The organism is Pseudomonas moorei, assembly GCF_008801475.1.
In the GTDB taxonomy this organism is placed as follows: Bacteria; Pseudomonadota; Gammaproteobacteria; order Pseudomonadales; family Pseudomonadaceae; genus Aquipseudomonas; species Aquipseudomonas moorei.
This window is the reverse complement of sequence record NZ_VZPP01000002.1, coordinates 40,562-57,701: the sequence shown is the minus strand read 5'-3', so window position 1 is coordinate 57,701 and position 17,140 is coordinate 40,562. Positions and strand designations below refer to the sequence as shown.

The window sequence follows — 17,140 nt, the reverse complement described above, 5'->3', positions numbered from 1 at the left end:
GTATAACAGAGCAATCACTGCGCGCCGCTTTCCTGCTGCTCAACGGTTTTTGCGGTGGTGGCAGTGGCGTGTTCCGCCGGCGCGGTGGTTGTCGGGTCGGCACCGTATCGGGCACTTAGTTCTGCGTAGGCCGGTTCGCGCTTGAAGCGCTTGAGCTCGGCACCGAAGCGCTGCACCAGCAAATCCATGCCGGCATTGCGGCGCACCGCCAGAAACTGGCTCTGCTGGCTGATGATGGTCGGGTTTTCGGTGATTTTGTCGCGGATGTTCAACTGGTCGAGCAGATGCTGGCCGACCCGGCGATCGGTGATCAGCAGGTCAATACGCCCCCGCAACAGTTTGCCGAAGTTGGCTTCATGGCTCGGCGCCGGCTCACGGGTGAACAGTGTCGAGTCCCTGAAGTCCTGGCTGTACAGGTAGCCCGGCGAGGTGCCGATGGTCAGGCCGCGCAGTTCATCGAGGCTGTGGAACGGATGCGGCCGCTCATTGGCGTAGAACATCACGAACTGTACTTCCGAGAGCGGTTCGCCGGGGTAGAGCAGCATCGCGTCGCGTTCGTCGCTGTGGAAAATGTCCAGCGCGCCATCGGCCTGGCCTGTTTCAAGCATCGACAGGCAGCGTTTCCATGGCAGGAATTGCCACTCGACTTCGATGCCCAGTCGCTTGAAGACAATCGCCGTGGTTTCGTAGTCCAGCCCCAGGGATTTGCCGTTCTCCTCATAGACATAAGGAGCCCAGGGTTCCGTGACAATGCGCAGTTTCTCGCCCCGGGCCGCGAAGCTCAGGCAAGTGAAGACAAGCACGGCGATTAGCTGCGTGATCAAAGGCATGGGCTTGAGATTACGACGAGAAACGGCAAAGAGCCAGAAACGGGATCCAGAAGCTCTATCTCCGTGTGTTGCATCACAATAAACCTGCTGTGGAAGCAAAAAATCGCCGCCCGAGAAGGCGCCTACAGAAACGTCGGTTTCCAATGCAGGCGCTTTCGCAGGCGGCGATCTTTTGATCTTGCTTCGATAGCTTTTAGCGCGGCAGCTTCAGGTTGTTCCACACCGCCAGGCTCGCTTCGGCCTGGTTCAGTGTGTAGAAGTGCAGCCCTGGCGCACCACCTTGCAGCAGGCGTTCGCACATCTCGGTGATGACGTGTTCACCAAAGCGTTGAATGCTCTGGGTGTCGTCGCCGTAGGCTTCAAGTTGCTTGCGGATCCAGCGCGGGATTTCCGCACCGCAGGCATCGGAGAAGCGCGCCAGCTTGCTGTAGTTGGTGATCGGCATGATCCCCGGCACGACCGGGATGTTCACGCCCAGTGCCCGTACACGCTCGACGAAATAGAAGTAGCTGTCGGCGTTGAAGAAGTACTGGGTGATCGCGCTGTCGGCACCGGCTTTGGCCTTGCGGACGAAGTTGGCGATATCGTCTTCGAAATTGCGCGCTTGCGGGTGCATCTCCGGGTAAGCGGCTACTTCAATATGGAAATGATCACCGGTCTCTTCACGAATGAATTCAACCAGGTCATTGGCGTGGCGCAATTCGCCGCTGGCCATGCCCATGCCCGAAGGCAGGTCACCGCGCAGGGCAACGATACGTTTGATGCCGGCAGCCTTGTACTGGCTCAGCAGGCCGCGCAAGTCATCCTTGCTGTCGCCCACGCAAGACAAGTGCGGCGCGGCAGGTACTTTGACTTCGCTTTCGAGCTGCAACACGGTGTTGAGGGTGCGATCACGGGTCGAACCGCCAGCGCCGTAGGTGCAGGAGAAGAAATCGGGGTTATAGGTTGCCAACTGGCGGGCAGTGGCGAGCAGCTTTTCTTGCCCGGCATCGGTCTTCGTCGGGAAGAACTCGAAGCTGTAGCGACGATCTTGGGACATGGTCATATCCTTGGAAACGCGTAAAGCGGACGCAGGCCGCTCCTTGCAGGAGCGAGCCTGGTCGCGAAAAACGTGAGGGAAGCGCGTTCAGCCAGGCAGTACGCGTTATCGTTAACGTCCTTGGCGAGCAGGCTCATTCCCACAGGGGAGGAGCCGGCCTATCAGTAGCGGTAAGCGTGTGGCTTGAACGGACCTTCGACGGTCACGCCGATGTAGTCGGCCTGGGTCTTGGTCAGTTGGGTCACTACGCCGCCGAAGCCACGGACCATTTCCAGGGCCACTTCTTCGTCGAGTTTCTTCGGCAGTACTTCAACGGTCAGGCGCTCGGCTTTCTGGGCTGGCGACAGGTCGGCGTACTTTTGACCGAACAGGAAGATCTGGGCCAGAACCTGGTTGGCGAACGAACCGTCCATGATGCGGCTTGGGTGGCCAGTGGCGTTGCCCAGGTTAACCAGGCGGCCTTCGGCCAGCAGGATCAGGTAGTCGTCGTTCTGGGCATCGAATGCGCCAGGACCGGTACGGTGGATCTTGTGAACCTGTGGCTTCACTTCTTCCCATGCCCAGTTCTTGCGCATGAAAGCGGTGTCGATTTCGTTGTCGAAGTGGCCGATGTTGCAGACAACAGCGCGCTTCTTCAGGGCTTTGAGCATGTTCGAGTCGCAAACATTGACGTTGCCGGTGGTGGTCACGATCAGGTCGATCTTGCCCAGCAGTGCCTTGTCGATGCTGGCTTCGGTACCGTTGTTGATCCCGTCGATGAACGGCGAAACCACTTCGAAACCGTCCATGCAGGCTTGCATGGCGCAGATCGGGTCGACTTCGGACACTTTGACGATCATGCCTTCCTGACGCAGGGACTGAGCCGAGCCCTTGCCCACGTCACCGTATCCGATGACCAGCGCTTGCTTGCCGGACAGCAGGTGGTCGGTACCGCGCTTGATCGCATCGTTCAGGCTGTGACGGCAGCCGTACTTGTTGTCGTTCTTGCTCTTGGTGACCGAGTCGTTGACGTTGATGGCCGGGATTTTCAGCTCGCCCTTGGCCAGCATGTCCAGCAGACGGTGTACGCCAGTGGTGGTTTCTTCGGTCACGCCGTGGACGCGATCCAGCACCTGCGGGTACTTCTTGTGCAGCAGCTCGGTCAGGTCGCCGCCGTCGTCGAGGATCATGTTGGCGTCCCATGGCTTGCCATCCTTGAGGATGGTTTGCTCCAGGCACCACTCGTACTCTTCTTCGGTTTCGCCTTTCCAGGCGAAAACCGGAATGCCGGCAGCGGCGATGGACGCAGCCGCCTGGTCTTGAGTCGAGAAAATGTTGCAGGACGACCAGCGTACTTCGGCACCCAGGGCAACCAGGGTTTCGATCAGCACGGCAGTCTGAATGGTCATGTGGATGCAGCCGAGGATCTTCGCGCCCTTGAGCGGTTGCTCTTCGGAGTACTTGCGACGCAGACCCATCAGGGCTGGCATTTCGGATTCGGCGATGATGGTCTCGCGACGGCCCCAGGCAGCCAGCGACATGTCGGCCACTTTGTAATCGGTAAAATCTGCAGGCGTGATAACAGCGCTCATGAAGAGCCTCCATTCGTAATGTATGCGAATGGGCGCCGTTGTGCGTTTAGTGTCTGGCTGATGACAGCCAGGCAACGCCCCATCCGAGCCTGACAGGTTGAACCTGCTGCAGCGCCCCTCGGACAGGTGGCGGGAAAACGGTACCCGGTAGAGGTTACCGTTTTGAAACGGGGGCGATTATAGCGGGCTATGCTGATCTTCCAAAGCCTTTCTGTTGGTCAATGTCCGAACGGTAATCGAGACCATAGTCGATGGTTAATAGAGCTCTGGCCCGGGGTCTGCCAAGATACCGCCCATCATTCGGCAAGACGCTCAGGAGTGAATATGAATTTCCACACCCGCAAATGGGTTAAGCCCGAAGACCTCAACCCCAACGGCACACTGTTCGGCGGCAGCCTGTTGCGCTGGATAGACGAAGAGGCGGCGATTTACGCCATCGTCCAGTTGGGCAACCAGCGCGTCGTCACCAAGTACATTTCGGAAATCAACTTTGTCAGCGCCTCGCGACAAGGCGACATCATCGAACTGGGCATCACTGCCACCGAATTCGGTCGCACCTCGATCACCCTGACCTGTGAAGTGCGCAACAAGATCACCCGCAAAAGCATCCTCACGGTGGAGAAGATGGTCTTCGTCAACCTGGGCGAAGACGGCTTGCCGGCGCCCCATGGCCGGACCGAGATCAAGTACGTCAAAGACCAGTTCAAGGAAGATGAATTGGTTACCAAGTGACATCGGTGTTGGCTACATCGCGAGCAGGCTCGCTCCCTCAAGGATCACGTTATACCTGAGGGGGCGAGCCTGCTCGCGAAAACGGTTGTGCAATCACCAAAGATTTACCTGCCTACTGAACAGCCATGAACCACGGGGGTCGTAACTTAATCGCACGCCAGCGGTTCAGGAGCCCCATGGACACTCAAAAAGACGGCAAGACCCCCGACCTCTCGGCCAAAGAGCAGCGCGAGGTCGAAAAGAGCCAGCCACCGCGCGCGGCGGTGCTGCACGAAATCATCCGCACCCAGGGCGATCAAGAGCTTGAGCGCAGCGTTGCCGCGCTCTGGTGGTCGGCGCTGGCCGCCGGCCTGACCATGGGCCTTTCCCTGATGGGCATGGGATTGCTCAATTCGCGGCTGCCGGAGGGTGAAGGCTTCAAGGTGATCGCCAGTTTCGGTTACTGCGCGGGTTTTCTTGCAGTGATCCTTGCCCGCCAGCAGTTGTTCACGGAAAACACTCTGACTGCTGTGCTGCCGATCATGAGCAAACCCACGCTGGCAAACTTCGGTCGCTTGCTCCGGCTGTGGACGGTGGTGCTGGTCGGCAATCTGTGCGGCACCTTGCTGGTGGCCTACGTCATGCTGAAGCTGCCGATATTCGATAGCAAAACCGATTTGGCCTTTCTGGACATCGGCCGCAAGGTCATGGAAAACCACCCCGGTCAGATGTTCGCCAAGGGCATCGTCTCCGGCTGGATGATCGCCACCATGGTCTGGATGATTCCATCCATGGAGAGCGCCAAGATGTGGATCATCATCCTCATCACCTACCTCATGGCGCTGGGGGATTTCACTCACATCGTGGTCGGTTCGGCCGAGGTTTCCTACCTGGTGTTCGCCGGCGAGCTGCCGTGGAAGGATTTCTGGCTGGTGTTCGCCGGGCCGACGCTGGCAGGGAATATCATCGGCGGCAGTTTCATCTTTGCGCTAATCAGTCATGCGCAAATTCGCAGCGAAAGCGGGGCGCCAAAGGAAGCTGCGGACCGAGACCGGGAGTCCGGTCCGCAGGAGCTCAAAAAATGATCAGGGCAAAAAGGCCGAGGCTCAGCCGGGCACATTGACCACGGCAGCATTGCGCCGCTGCAGATGGATGAAGTACAGCGCCGCCAGTACCGTCAAGCCGCTGACCAGCGCACCCGTCCAGGGCAGGTCGGCCAGGTCGGCACCGCTGGCGACCACCAGGCCGCCGATCCAGGCGCCCGCTGCGTTGCCAAGATTGAATGCGCTCTGATTCAGCGTCGACCCCAGGTTCGGCGCCTCATGGGCCTGGTCAATGATCAGCAATTGCAGGATCGGGCACAGGGCGAAGGCGAAGATTCCCCACAGCACCAGCGTAATGGCGGCCGGGATCACCGAGTGGCTGGTCTGGCTGAACGCGGCCAATACCACCACCACGGCCAGCGCCATGCCCACCAGTGACGGCAGCAGGCGACTGTCTGCCAGGCGCCCGCCGAGCATGCTACCGGCCGTCAAACCGACACCGAACAACAGCAGCATGATGGTCACGCCGTGGGGGCTGACGCCGGTGACGTCTTGCAGAATCGGGGCAATGTAGGTGAACACGCTGAACAGGCTGGTCGATGCCAGCACGCTCATGCCCAGCGCCAGCAGCACGTTGGTTTTACCCAATACCTTGAATTCGCTGGCCAGGTTGGCCCTGTCCATCGCGATGTTCGTGGGCAGCCACACCCACTGTGCAATCGCGGCAATCACGCCGATCACCGACACCGCCCAGAAGGTAGAGCGCCAGCCGGCATATTGTCCGAGTGCCGTGCCCAAGGGGACGCCGAGCACGTTGGCCAGGGTCAGGCCGGTGAACATCATGGCAATCGCCTGGGCCCGTTTGTTGGGTGCGACCAGCCCGGCGGCCACGACCGAGCCGATGCCGAAGAACGCACCGTGACAGAGCGCGGTAATCACCCGCGCGGCCATCAGCGTGGCGTAGTTCGGCGCCAAGGCGCAGAGCATGTTGCCGAGAATGAACATCAGCGTCATGCCCAGCAGCGTGGCCTTTCGGGGCATGTTGGCCGTGCCGACGGCGAGGATCGGCGCACCGAACACCACGCCCAGCGCATAGCCGGTAATCAACAATCCGGCGTGGGGAATGCTCACGGCCAGATCGCGGGCGACGTCGGGCAACAGGCCCATGATGACGAATTCAGTGGTGCCGATGCCGAACGCGGCAACGGCGAGGGCAAGCAAGGCGAGTGGCATGCGCAAGGTCTCTGTCGGTAGTCTTGACGCTGTGATCAGGCATACGCATGCCAAAGTCCGTTCTCGACGAGAGCGGGCAGGGGCAGATTTTATTGGAATTAGTCTGTGCGCAACTGAGTGCGGCGTGGTCACTTGCAGTATAAACAGCCGCTGACATATGGCGAATCAATTATCCGCCCGAACACTGTAGGAGCGAGCTTGCTCGCGATGAACGCCAACGATGACGCGTGCTTGCTGGCTAGTCGCGTTGCTCTTGGTCTTTTCGCGAACAAGCTCGCTCCTGCAGGGGGCGCGGAAAAAATAAAAAAAGGAGTGTGCCGTGCTTGCGACGGCTTTGGTGTTGGTGGCGGCGCTGTTACACGCGGCGTGGAATACCTTGATCAAATTCAGCGCCGAACGGCTGCTGGTGGTGGCCTGCATGGACAGCGTGGCGTTGCTGTTTGTCGCCATCATGCTGCCGTTTGTGGCGTTGCCGCCGCTTGAAATCTGGCCGTGGATCCTGGCGTCGGCGGCGTTCGAGTTGCTCTATCGCTACTTGTTGATCCAGGCCTATCGGGTCGGCGACCTGGGCTTGGTCTATCCGCTGATGCGAGGCTTGTCGCCGCTGGTGGTGCTGGCGTTGACGCTGATCTTTGCCGGCGAGGCGCTGACGGATCAGCAGGTTTTCGGAATTCTGCTGATCCCGCTCGGCATGCTGTGCCTGCTTTGGCAGGGCGGCGGCGGTGCACGCTTGCCGTGGTCGATGTTGCCGGTGGTGGCGTTGATCGGCTTGTGCATCGGTTGCTACACCTACATTGACGGCCAGGCGCTGCGGCGCTGGTCGCATCCGCTGGATTACCTGGTCTGGGTGACGTTGCTCAGTGCCTGGCCATTTCCGTTGTTGGCCTGGGTGAGCAAGCGACCGGCCTTCAAGCTGTTCTGGCGTGAGCAGTGGCGATTGGGGCTGGCGGTCGGGTTCTGCGTATTGTTCAGCTACGCTCTGGTGCTGTGGGCCATGCAGTTGGGTTCGATTGCCGAAGCGGCGGCGTTGCGCGAGATCAGTGTGATTCTGGTGGTGCTGTTCGGCATGCGCTATCTGAAAGAACCTTTCGGCAGACCTCGGCTCTTAGCCTGTGGGCTGGTGTTGGTTGGCATGCTGGTCATGAAGTTCTGACCGGCCCGCGAGGGAGCCCGATTGTCTATAACGTGAAGAAGGGACTGCTTTTATGACGGTTGCTCTGTGGTGCATTTTGATCGCGATTTTTCTGCCCTACCTGTGCACGGGGATCGCCAAGGCCAGTGGCCGGTACAACCTGAAAGACAACCATGACCCACGGGACTTTCTCGAGTCACTCAATGGTTTGGGTCGACGCGCACATGCGGCGCAACTGAACGGCTTCGAAGTGACCCCGGCGTTTGCGGCGGCCGTGATCGTGGCGCACCTGGTCGGCAATGCCGAACTGGTGACGATCAATGTGCTGTCGGTGTTGTTCATTACCAGTCGGCTGCTTTACATCATTTGCTATCTGGCGGACTGGGCGATTTTGCGGTCGCTGGTCTGGCTGGTGGGGATGGGCCTGATTGTGTCGTTTTTTGTTGTATCTGTTTGAATCTCCACCGCCTATAACTGCCGCTTCGCAAGCAGGCTCGCTCCCACAGGGGTATGCATTCCAATGTGGCGAGCCTGCTCGCGAAAGCTTTCTAACGGGCAGCGCCGGTCTCAGGGTTTAGTCTTTTCTGCATCCGCCACCTGCGGTACTTGTGGCAATGCCGCCCCTTTGGGCCACAGCATCCAGATCTGCCCCTGCTGCTTCATGTCCCCGGCCAATTGCCCGGCGGCGTCGCCCGTGCCCCAGAACAAGTCCGCGCGTACTTCGCCGGCAATAGCGCCACCGGTGTCCTGTGCCGCCACGGGGCGGACCAGTGCCGTACCGTCCGGTTTGGTGGTCGACAACCACAACAGGCTGCCCAGCGGAATCACTTTGCGATCCACTGCCGCGCTGTAACCCGCCGTCAGCGGGACGTTCAGCGAGCCGCGAGGCCCTTCGTTGCTGTCGGGGTTGCGGGTGAAAAACACATAGCTGGGGTTGCTGCCGAGCAGTTCCGGAATGCGCGTCGGGTTCGCCTTGGCCCAGGTGCTGATCGCACCCATGGTCACGTCCTCTTTCTTCAACTCGCCTTGCTCGACCAGCCAGCGACCGATGGGTCGATACGGATGGCCGTTCTGATCGGCATAAGCGATGCGCAACTGACGGCCACTGTCGAGCTGGATGCGACCCGAACCCTGGATTTGCAGGAACTGCAGGTTCATCGGGTCGGTCAGCCAGGCCACCACCGGCGCCTTGACGCCCTTGCTCTCGATGGTGGCTGCATCGTCATAAGGTTTGAGCACGCGGCCTTCGAGCCGACCGCGCAGGCGTTTGCCTTTGAGTTCCGGATAGATGCTGTCCAGCGCAACGATGATCATGTCTTCGGGTACGCCATACACCGGGATGTTCGCCGTTGCGGTCTGGGTCAGGCTGCCGGGGTATACCGGTTCGTAGTAGCCGGTGATCAGTCCATTGGGGTTATCGTTGGCAGCGCGCAGGCCATAGACGTCAAGGTTCTGCTTGAGAAAGCCACGGATTTCGTTGGCGGTCTGCGGAACGTTGGCGGCCGCCGTGCAGGTTGCGCCCCAGACCGGGTCAGTCTTGAGTCGGGTGCAAGCGCTGCGCCACGAGCCGAAACCGGCGACAAGGTCATTGTCCGACACCGCCGGCAGTGCTTCCCACTTGGCACTGGAGTAGGTGGCCAGGGCGTGGGTTTTCGGTTTGTTGTTGTCACCTCCGGTGCAGCCTGCGAGCAGGGCCACCATCGGCAGGGTCCAGGCCAGGCTGTGACGCCATGCCTTGAAACGGCTATTCATGGAGTGATTTCCTTTGCCGGTTGCCTGAGTGCTCCATGCGCTCAGGCAACCCTTATCGATAATAGGGCTATTGGTGTTTGCCGATGACGCGAGGATACTGGCCGCCATTTCCCGTGACTTGAAGCCAACATGACTCTTAAAAGACTTTCTGTTGTATTGCTGGCCTGCCTGACGTTGACCGCTTGCGGCGCGGTCGATCCCAACTCGCCGCTGGGTCAGCGCAAGGCTATTTTCAAGCAAATGCTCAAGACCGGCGAAGACCTGGGTGGCATGTTGCGTGGTCGGATTGCATTCGATGGCCAGAAATTCGCTGACGGCGCCGTGAAGCTCGATGCGTTGTCCCATGAGCCATGGAAACATTTTCCGCAAGTGCGCGAAGAAGATCACGCCAGCGCCAAAAGCGATGTCTGGGAGCAGCAGGCACGCTTTCAGGCCATGGCCCGCGATCTTGAAAAGGCTACCGGTGAACTGGTAACGGTCAGTCAGGTTCAACCCTACAAGGCCAGCAACCTGGGGCCGGCGGTGCAGAAGGTCGAGGACGCCTGTAGTGCGTGTCATAAAGCGTTTCGGGATCATTGATTGCCTGAGATGACCGGGTAACTGAACAACTGTGGCGAGGGAGCTTGCTCCCGTCAGGTTGCGCAGCAGCCCCAAAGCCATTCAACCGATTTGTATCAGAAAGACCTGGTCGGCCGAATGTGCGACGGCTGCGCCGCCGAGCGGGAGCAAGCTCCCTCGCCACAGCGTTCGTGGATTACTTATCCAGTTCATCCAGCGCGTCCTGCAATTCCTTGCGCGACTCGGCGAGTTTGTCCTTGCGCTTGTTGATCTTGTCGGGATCGCCTTTTTTCATGGCCTTGTCGAGGTCGGCCTGACGAACGCTGACTTCATGTTTGGCGTCGAGGACCCTGTTTTCCCGTTCCTTTTTCAAGGCGGCGTCGGTGCAATGTTCGGTGACTTCGCTCAAGGCTTTTTCCAGGCCGGCCTGCTGGTCTGCATTGCCGTGGGATTTGGCCAGTTCGATCTGATTGATGATGCCTTGCTTCTTGGCGGCGCAGCCCGTCAGCTCTGGTGCCTCTTCAGCGGCCATCAGTGGGGCGGCCAACACGCTGCAGAGGGTCAACAGGGCGAGCGGTGAAAGAAATTTCATAAAAGCTCCAGGTGAAAAGGCGATCGGGTCAGCGCAGCGATGGCTTGTTTGAGCTCATCGGTACCACAGGGTTCCCGCACGGGCGGGCAGCTGCGGCCGTTAAAAACCGTCGATCCCCACCCTGCGTAAAGTTTCACTCAAGGCCAGGACCTGCGGGTCGCGGAAAAATGCGCTCAATTGCGCCGCGCGTCCCGGGCCGATCCCGGCCTCGGCCTGCCATTGTCCGGTGTCTCGCCGGGCCAGTTCCTGCCAGGAATCGGCAAGGTTCGCCTGGCCTGTCGGCGGCAAACCCAGTGCTTTCAACCAGCGTATAAAAGGGCGTTGCCGGGCACTGTTGAAACTGTCCACGAGACGAGCGGCACTGCGCTCGCCGAAACCGTCAATGTTAGCAAGCTCTTGAGCATCGAGGGTCAACCAATCCAGCAGGTTGTTCAGATGACCTGCCGCAAGCAATCTTTCCCAGGTGCCAGGGCCGACATGGGGCAAGGCCAGGCCCTGCTTGCCACTGAGCCAGGACAGGCGCGCAAGAAACTGACTTTCGCAGCCCGGCGTCGGTTGCCAGCAACTGAGCGGATGAAAGTCTTCTGCCGCCGGCACCCTCAGGTCTGGGCGCAGGGTGCTACGCAATACGACGTCATCCAGCCTTGGAATGGTCAGGCCCGCCAGGCTGATCGCGACCTGGTCGCCCGGACGGATATCCAGGGTTTGCCAGCGCTGCAGGGAGCCCACGCTGACGCGTTTGATTTGCCGGTCATCGAGTGTCACCGGTGTCAGCTCCAGTAGCGGGGTGATGCGCCCGGTCCGGCCAACCTTGAAGTGAACCTTACGCACTTCGGCCAGCGCCTGGGCGAAAGGGTATTTCCAGGCGGCGATCCAATACGGCGGTTTGGCCTGCCAGCGTTCGGCGGGCGGGCGTTGCTCCTGGCGCAGAACGATGCCATCAGTGGCGAAGGGAAGGGGCGAGCGATACCAGTGATCACGCCAGCGCTCGGCGTCGGCGAAACCACTGATCGGCTGGCTGTAGGCAGAGCTATCGGGGAAGCCCAGCGTATTCAGGGCTGCATGACGGGCGAGCAAACTCGCAGGCCCCTGTGGCCAGTCCCAGACAAACAGACCGATACCCGCCGTCTGTCCGGCATCCAGCACCTTGCGTGCCATCAGGCCGGCCACCGTGGTACGGGCATTGAGGCTGCCGGCCCGGACTTGTACGTGGTCGGTCAGGCGCCAGTAGAGTTCGCCTTGCACGACCAAGTCCAGTGGTTGCGACAGTTGCCCGGGAATGGCCGGTATCTGGCGCGCCGCGGCCGTCCAGTCCTGGCCACTTACACCGTCGCCGCGACTGATGGCTTGCACAAGCAGGCCACTGCGATACACCAGGGTGACCGCCACGCCGTCGACTTTGGGTTGAACCCACACATCGGAGCGATCCCGCAGCCAATGCTCGACGGCGCGGGCATCGCGCAGTTTTTCCAGGCCAGTGTGGACGACAGGGTGGGAAGCCGTGCCTCGCGCGGTGCGCAGCGGATCTGTGGAGGGGTCAAGGTTGAAGCATTGGCGCCAATCGGTGAGGCGTGTGTGGGACTGGTCATACAGTTCATCGGCGATCAGTGAGCGACCCTGGCGGTGATAGTGGTCGTCCCAGGTGTCGATTTGTTTTTGCAGGGCGGTGACTTCTTTGAGGACGCGTTCGGGCGGCCAGTCGGGGCATTGGTCTGCCTGGGCGTTCAGGCAGGAGAAAATGAACAGGCAAGTGAAAGACAGGCACAGGTTGCGGAACATCGCGAGCGTCCTTGCTCATGGGGGTGTTTGAAAGCTAGGTCAGTAATGGTGGGTGCGAGGAGCGGGAGTTTTGCCGGGTATTTCTGCTGGCAGTGCCGGCCTCTTCGCGGGCAAGCTCGCTCCGCAGGGGCCGATGGTGTACGCAGAATATGCGCCCGCCCAATCCTTGCTCGCGAAGGCGGTGATGCGGTGAGAAAGCATAAAAAAGCCCCGCACGGTGAACCGTGCAGGGCTTTTGGGTACCGCGGGGGAGGGCTTACAGGCCGGCAGCGGAGCGCAGGGCTTCGGCGCGGTCGGTTTTTTCCCAAGTGAATGTGGTGAAGGTGTCGTCGCCCACAGTCTTGGTTGCCGGGGTACGACCGAAGTGGCCGTACGCAGCGGTTTCGCGGTACATCGGGTGCAGCAGGTCAAGCATCTTGGTGATGGCGTATGGGCGCAGGTCGAAGATTTCGCGGACCAGTTTGACGATTTTGTCGTCGCTGATCTTGCCGGTGCCGAAGGTGTTCAACGAGATCGACGTCGGCTGGGCGACGCCGATGGCGTAGGAAACCTGAATCTCGCAGCGTTCGGCCAGACCAGCAGCGACGATGTTCTTGGCGACATAACGGCCGGCGTAGGCCGCCGAACGGTCAACCTTCGATGGATCCTTGCCGGAGAACGCGCCACCGCCGTGACGGGCCATGCCGCCGTAGCTGTCAACGATGATCTTGCGACCGGTCAGGCCGCAGTCGCCGACCGGGCCGCCGATGATGAACTGGCCAGTCGGGTTGATGTGGAACTGGGTGTCCTTGGACAGCAATTCGGCCGGCAGCACGTGCTTGACGATCAGCTCCATCACGCCTTCGCGCAGGTCGTTGTACGACACTTCCGGGTTGTGCTGGGTCGACAGAACGACGGCGTCGATGCCGACAACCTTGCCGTTTTCGTAGCGGCAGGTCACTTGCGACTTGGCGTCCGGACGCAGCCAGGGCAGCAGGCCGGATTTACGGGCATCAGCCTGACGCTGAACCAGCTGGTGCGAGAAAGTGATCGGTGCAGGCATCAGCACGTCGGTTTCGTTGCTGGCGTAGCCGAACATCAGGCCCTGGTCGCCGGCGCCCTGATCTTCAGGCTTGGCACGGTCGACGCCCTGGTTGATGTCAGGGGACTGCTTGCCGATGATGTTCATCACGCCGCAGGTCGCGCCGTCGAAACCGACGTTGGAGCTGGTGTAGCCGATGTCGGTGATCACGTCACGAACGATCTGCTCCAGGTCAACCCAGGCCGAGGTGGTGACTTCGCCGGCGATGATCGCCACGCCCGTTTTCACCAGAGTCTCGCACGCCACACGGGCGAACTTGTCTTCAGCAATGATGGCGTCCAGCACCGCATCAGAAATCTGGTCGGCGATTTTGTCCGGATGCCCTTCAGACACGGACTCGGAGGTGAAAAGGGAGTATTCGCTCATCTCGATGTTTTCCTGATATTTACCGATGGTGAGTGTCGCCAGTCGACCGCTGAAAATGGCGGACCTGAATCTGGAAACCATTACGTAAGCCTACATAGAGGCTTTCCCCGGGAACGAGTCCCGCAGCGGTGGCCCAACGGGCCAGATCGTCCTGTTCAAACCCCAACCAAAGATCACCGCAGGCTTCCCTGGCCCAACTCTGGTTGTGGCTACATAACTCTGTCACTAACAGGCTACCGCCTGGTTGCAGCAAGTCGGCCATGTGCTTGAGCGCTTCGGCCGGCGCGGCGAAATGGTGCAGCACCATGTTCAGTACAACGCAATCTGCCGTCAGGCTGACGCCATTCAATGCATCGGCCAGTTGCAGGGTAACGTTAGCCAGCGCGTCGCGTTCGCAAACCTGGCGGGCCAGTTCAAGCATCGCCGAGCTGTTGTCCAGCGCCGTGACCTGAGCGAAGCGGCGTGCCAGCTCCGGCAGAAAAGCGCCATCACCGGGGCCGACTTCAATCGCCGTGGCGTCAGCGCTGAAGCTCAATTTATCGAGCAAGGCCACCACGCTTTCGCGGTACTGCGGCAGGCCGGCAATCAAGTCTTGCTGGGCGCGAAATTTCTCCGCGACCCGTGAGAAAAAGTCCTGGCTGGCGGCTGCCCGTTGTCCATGGACCTGAGCAATTCGTGACTGCACATCGACAGGCAGGGGCAGGTTGTCCACTTCTTCGAGCAAGGCGGCGTGCAGCTTACCGCCCAGCAGTTCGGTGTGGGGCAGGGCGCGACGGTAGAAAATCGCATTGCCTTCACGGCGGGTCGCCACCAGGTCGGCCTGGGCCAGTACCTTGAGGTGATGACTCATGCCGGACTGGCCGATGCCGAAGATCTGCGCCAGCTCCAGTACGCCAAACGAGTCGTTGGCCAGTGCGCGCAATACATTCAACCGCAGAGGATCGCCGCCGGCCTTGCACAGGGCCGCCAGGTCATCGCAATCGTCATGTCGAATGGAAGGCGCGCGTAGATTCATAAGGCCGGCAGTCTAGACACGCGCCGAAAGCACCGCAAGGGCAATATCAAAAAGTTTTGATATTGCACGATAAATGGCACTTCTCACGAGGTGGTTAACTCTACAAGCGAACAGCGGAAAGGTTTCATCAGTCGAAACCGCCGTAAACCATGGGAAAAACGTCTCCAGATGACTATCTGTCATTGCCCCGAGGCGGCCGGGTGAGGGAAAATGCTCGCCTTTTTTCCGTTTCGTTTATTCAAACCCCAGGAGATCAGCGATGCCTAGCCGTCGTGAGCGTGCCAACGCCATTCGTGCCCTCAGCATGGATGCCGTGCAAAAAGCCAACAGCGGCCATCCCGGTGCCCCCATGGGTATGGCGGATATCGCCGAAGTGCTTTGGCGCGACTACCTCAAGCACAACCCGAGCAATCCATCGTTCGCCGACCGTGACCGCTTCGTGCTGTCCAACGGTCACGGCTCGATGTTGATCTACTCGCTGCTGCACCTGACCGGCTACGACCTGTCGATCGACGACCTGAAGCAGTTCCGCCAACTGCACAGCCGCACCCCGGGTCACCCGGAATTCGGTTACACCCCTGGCGTCGAGACCACCACCGGTCCACTGGGTCAGGGCCTGGCCAACGCCGTGGGTTTTGCCCTGGCTGAAAAAGTCATGGCGGCGCAGTTCAACCGTCCAGGGCACAACATCGTTGACCACCACACCTACGTTTTCCTGGGTGATGGCTGCATGATGGAAGGCATTTCCCACGAAGTCGCTTCCCTGGCCGGTACCTTGGGCCTGGGCAAACTGATTGCCTTCTACGATGACAACGGCATTTCCATCGACGGCGAAGTCGAAGGCTGGTTCACCGACGACACGCCGAAGCGTTTCGAAGCCTACAACTGGCAAGTGATCCGCAATGTCGACGGTCACGACCCGGAAGAAATCAAGACCGCGATCGAGACTGCACGCAAGAGCCCGCTGCCGACCCTGATCTGCTGCAAGACCACCATCGGCTTCGGTTCGCCGAACAAGCAAGGCAAGGAAGACTGCCACGGCGCCCCGCTGGGTGACGCGGAAATCGCCCTGACCCGCGCGGCACTGAAGTGGAACCATGGCCCGTTCGAAATCCCGGCCGACATCTACGCCGAGTGGGACGCCAAGGAAGCCGGCCGCGCCGTTGAAGCCGAGTGGGACCAGCGTTTTGCTGCCTACTCCGCCGCTTTCCCGACTGAAGCCAACGAGCTGATCCGTCGCCTGAGCGGCGAGCTGCCGGCTGACTTCAGCGAAAAAGCCGATGCCTACATCGCCGAAGTGGCCGCCAAAGGCGAAACCATCGCCAGCCGCAAGGCCAGCCAGAACGCGCTGAATGCCTTCGGTCCGCTGCTGCCTGAGTTCCTCGGCGGTTCGGCTGACCTGGCCGGTTCCAACCTGACCCTGTGGAAAGGCTGCAAGGGCGTCACCGCTGATGACGCCAGCGGCAACTACATGTACTACGGTGTGCGCGAGTTCGGCATGACCGCCATCATGAACGGCGTTGCCCTGCACGGCGGCCTGGTGCCTTACGGCGCGACCTTCCTGATGTTCATGGAATACGCCCGCAATGCCGTGCGCATGTCGGCCCTGATGAAGCAGCGCGTGATCCATGTCTACACCCACGACTCCATCGGTCTGGGCGAAGACGGTCCGACTCACCAGCCAATCGAGCAACTGGCCAGCCTGCGCTGCACGCCGAACCTCGACACCTGGCGTCCAGCCGATGCCGTTGAATCGGCGGTGAGCTGGAAGTATGCGCTGGAGCGTAAAGACGGTCCTTCGGCCCTGATTTTCTCGCGTCAGAACCTGCAACACCAAACCCGTTCTGCCCTGCAGATCGCCGACATCAGCCGCGGTGGCTACGTGTTGAAAGATTGCGCGGGCGAGCCTGAGCTGATCCTGATCGCCACCGGTTCGGAAGTCGGCCTGGCCGTACAGGCCTTCGACAAACTGACCGAGCAGGGCCGCAAGGTACGTGTGGTTTCCATGCCGTGCACCAGCGTGTTCGATGCCCAGGACGCCGGTTACAAGCAGTCGGTTCTGCCGTTGCAAGTCAGCGCCCGTATCGCCATCGAGGCCGCTCACGCGGACTACTGGTACAAATACGTCGGCCTGGAAGGTCGCGTGATCGGCATGACCACCTACGGCGAGTCGGCGCCTGCGCCTGCCTTGTTCGAAGAGTTCGGCTTCACCCTGGAAAACATCCTGGGTCAGGCTGAAGAACTGCTGGAAGACTAAGCACAACGCGGCGGTTTCACGACCGCCGCGATTCCCCTGTAGGAGCGAGCCTGCTCGCGATGGTCGTTAACGATAACGCTGGGTGTCTGTATGCCCGCGTTGTCTGGGTCACCATCGTCGGAACGCCGCCCGGAGCCGGCTCGCTCCTACAGTGGGGTGTGTTGCACACAAGAATTTCGTC

General features: G+C 60.4%; 15 protein-coding genes and 1 riboswitch. Of the genes, 6 read left to right on the top strand and 9 right to left on the bottom strand.

The genetic code is table 11. The features are described from left to right. Positions 1–14 precede the first annotated feature (14 nt). The 3 genes from F7R06_RS03175 to ahcY all read right to left on the bottom strand — a co-directional run bounded on the left by F7R06_RS03175 (position 15) and on the right by ahcY (position 3,440). Positions 15–830, bottom strand: a complete 816-nt coding sequence (locus F7R06_RS03175; protein ID WP_090325985.1) for a substrate-binding periplasmic protein — start codon at positions 828–830, stop codon at positions 15–17. 193 nt (positions 831–1,023) lie between these two features. Further along, positions 1,024–1,869, bottom strand: coding sequence for a methylenetetrahydrofolate reductase [NAD(P)H] (gene metF / locus F7R06_RS03170; protein WP_090327591.1), 846 nt, complete (start codon positions 1,867–1,869; stop codon positions 1,024–1,026). Between the two features lie 161 nt (positions 1,870–2,030). Then, positions 2,031–3,440 carry an adenosylhomocysteinase gene (gene ahcY, locus F7R06_RS03165; protein ID WP_090325980.1) on the bottom strand — a complete coding sequence of 470 codons (1,410 nt, stop codon included), beginning with the start codon at positions 3,438–3,440 and terminating at the stop codon, positions 2,031–2,033. Between the two features lie 23 nt (positions 3,441–3,463). Further along, positions 3,464–3,566, bottom strand: a riboswitch (S-adenosyl-L-homocysteine riboswitch). Between the two features lie 198 nt (positions 3,567–3,764). On the opposite strand from ahcY, the gene F7R06_RS03160 reads away from it, so the two are divergent. Together F7R06_RS03160 and F7R06_RS03155 are read left to right on the top strand one after the other, a co-directional pair. Next, entirely contained in the window at positions 3,765–4,172 is a 408-nt protein-coding gene (locus F7R06_RS03160) for an acyl-CoA thioesterase (protein ID WP_003229043.1), read from the top strand. Between the two features lie 176 nt (positions 4,173–4,348). Beyond that, entirely contained in the window at positions 4,349–5,236 is an 888-nt protein-coding gene (locus tag F7R06_RS03155; RefSeq protein WP_090325977.1) for a formate/nitrite transporter family protein, read from the top strand. Positions 5,237–5,257: 21 nt separating this feature from the next. On the opposite strand, the gene F7R06_RS03150 is transcribed toward F7R06_RS03155, so the two are convergent. Then, positions 5,258–6,427 (bottom strand): MFS transporter, encoded by a 1,170-nt coding sequence (locus tag F7R06_RS03150; protein ID WP_090325974.1) that lies wholly within the window; start codon positions 6,425–6,427, stop codon positions 5,258–5,260. 319 nt (positions 6,428–6,746) lie between these two features. Between F7R06_RS03150 and F7R06_RS03145 the strand changes: the two genes are divergently transcribed. Beyond that, positions 6,747–7,580, top strand: a complete 834-nt coding sequence (locus tag F7R06_RS03145) for an EamA family transporter (protein ID WP_090325970.1) — start codon at positions 6,747–6,749, stop codon at positions 7,578–7,580. A gap of 52 nt (positions 7,581–7,632) precedes the next feature. Further along, the gene (locus tag F7R06_RS03140; RefSeq protein WP_090325967.1) at positions 7,633–8,016 is read left to right on the top strand and encodes an MAPEG family protein; all 384 of its coding nucleotides are present in this window, start codon (positions 7,633–7,635) and stop codon (positions 8,014–8,016) included. Positions 8,017–8,126: 110 nt separating this feature from the next. Here the strand turns inward: F7R06_RS03140 and mltA are convergent, their stop codons facing one another. Next, positions 8,127–9,311, bottom strand: a complete 1,185-nt coding sequence (gene mltA, locus F7R06_RS03135) for a murein transglycosylase A (RefSeq protein ID WP_090325965.1) — start codon at positions 9,309–9,311, stop codon at positions 8,127–8,129. Between the two features lie 129 nt (positions 9,312–9,440). Here mltA and F7R06_RS03130 point away from each other — a divergent pair, with 129 nt between their 5' ends. Then, positions 9,441–9,890, top strand: a complete 450-nt coding sequence (locus F7R06_RS03130; RefSeq protein ID WP_090325962.1) for a c-type cytochrome — start codon at positions 9,441–9,443, stop codon at positions 9,888–9,890. Positions 9,891–10,065: 175 nt separating this feature from the next. Here the strand turns inward: F7R06_RS03130 and F7R06_RS03125 are convergent, their stop codons facing one another. From F7R06_RS03125 to F7R06_RS03110, 4 genes are all read right to left on the bottom strand, one after another. Beyond that, on the bottom strand, positions 10,066–10,461 hold the full coding sequence (locus F7R06_RS03125; protein ID WP_090325959.1) for a DUF1090 domain-containing protein: 396 nt from the start codon (positions 10,459–10,461) through the stop codon (positions 10,066–10,068). A gap of 99 nt (positions 10,462–10,560) precedes the next feature. Further along, a complete protein-coding gene (ligB, locus tag F7R06_RS03120) occupies positions 10,561–12,240 on the bottom strand; it encodes an NAD-dependent DNA ligase LigB (protein ID WP_090325955.1) in 1,680 nt (559 codons plus the stop codon). Between the two features lie 256 nt (positions 12,241–12,496). Continuing rightward, positions 12,497–13,687: a methionine adenosyltransferase gene (metK, locus tag F7R06_RS03115; RefSeq protein ID WP_090325951.1), complete on the bottom strand. Its 1,191-nt coding sequence runs from the start codon at positions 13,685–13,687 to the stop codon at positions 12,497–12,499. A 19-nt stretch (positions 13,688–13,706) separates the two neighbouring features. Next, the gene (locus F7R06_RS03110; protein WP_090325948.1) at positions 13,707–14,702 is read right to left on the bottom strand and encodes an ArsR/SmtB family transcription factor; all 996 of its coding nucleotides are present in this window, start codon (positions 14,700–14,702) and stop codon (positions 13,707–13,709) included. Between the two features lie 259 nt (positions 14,703–14,961). Here F7R06_RS03110 and tkt point away from each other — a divergent pair, with 259 nt between their 5' ends. Continuing rightward, complete coding sequence (gene tkt, locus F7R06_RS03105; RefSeq protein WP_090325945.1) at positions 14,962–16,959, top strand: transketolase; 1,998 nt, start codon at positions 14,962–14,964, stop codon at positions 16,957–16,959. Positions 16,960–17,140: the final 181 nt, after the last annotated feature.

Excerpts from the sequence above, each read along its gene's own strand:
- F7R06_RS03175 (WP_090325985.1), bottom strand. The coding sequence starts at position 830 with ATGCCTTTGATCACGCAGCTAATCGCCGTGCTTGTCTTCACTTGCCTG.
- metF (WP_090327591.1), bottom strand. The coding sequence starts at position 1,869 with ATGTCCCAAGATCGTCGCTACAGCTTCGAGTTCTTCCCGACGAAGACC.
- ahcY (WP_090325980.1), bottom strand. The coding sequence starts at position 3,440 with ATGAGCGCTGTTATCACGCCTGCAGATTTTACCGATTACAAAGTGGCC.
- F7R06_RS03160 (WP_003229043.1), top strand. The coding sequence starts at position 3,765 with ATGAATTTCCACACCCGCAAATGGGTTAAGCCCGAAGACCTCAACCCC.
- F7R06_RS03155 (WP_090325977.1), top strand. The coding sequence starts at position 4,349 with ATGGACACTCAAAAAGACGGCAAGACCCCCGACCTCTCGGCCAAAGAG.
- F7R06_RS03150 (WP_090325974.1), bottom strand. The coding sequence starts at position 6,427 with ATGCCACTCGCCTTGCTTGCCCTCGCCGTTGCCGCGTTCGGCATCGGC.
- F7R06_RS03140 (WP_090325967.1), top strand. The coding sequence starts at position 7,633 with ATGACGGTTGCTCTGTGGTGCATTTTGATCGCGATTTTTCTGCCCTAC.
- mltA (WP_090325965.1), bottom strand. The coding sequence starts at position 9,311 with ATGAATAGCCGTTTCAAGGCATGGCGTCACAGCCTGGCCTGGACCCTG.
- F7R06_RS03130 (WP_090325962.1), top strand. The coding sequence starts at position 9,441 with ATGACTCTTAAAAGACTTTCTGTTGTATTGCTGGCCTGCCTGACGTTG.
- F7R06_RS03125 (WP_090325959.1), bottom strand. The coding sequence starts at position 10,461 with ATGAAATTTCTTTCACCGCTCGCCCTGTTGACCCTCTGCAGCGTGTTG.
- ligB (WP_090325955.1), bottom strand. The coding sequence starts at position 12,240 with ATGTTCCGCAACCTGTGCCTGTCTTTCACTTGCCTGTTCATTTTCTCC.
- metK (WP_090325951.1), bottom strand. The coding sequence starts at position 13,687 with ATGAGCGAATACTCCCTTTTCACCTCCGAGTCCGTGTCTGAAGGGCAT.
- F7R06_RS03110 (WP_090325948.1), bottom strand. The coding sequence starts at position 14,702 with ATGAATCTACGCGCGCCTTCCATTCGACATGACGATTGCGATGACCTG.
- tkt (WP_090325945.1), top strand. The coding sequence starts at position 14,962 with ATGCCTAGCCGTCGTGAGCGTGCCAACGCCATTCGTGCCCTCAGCATG.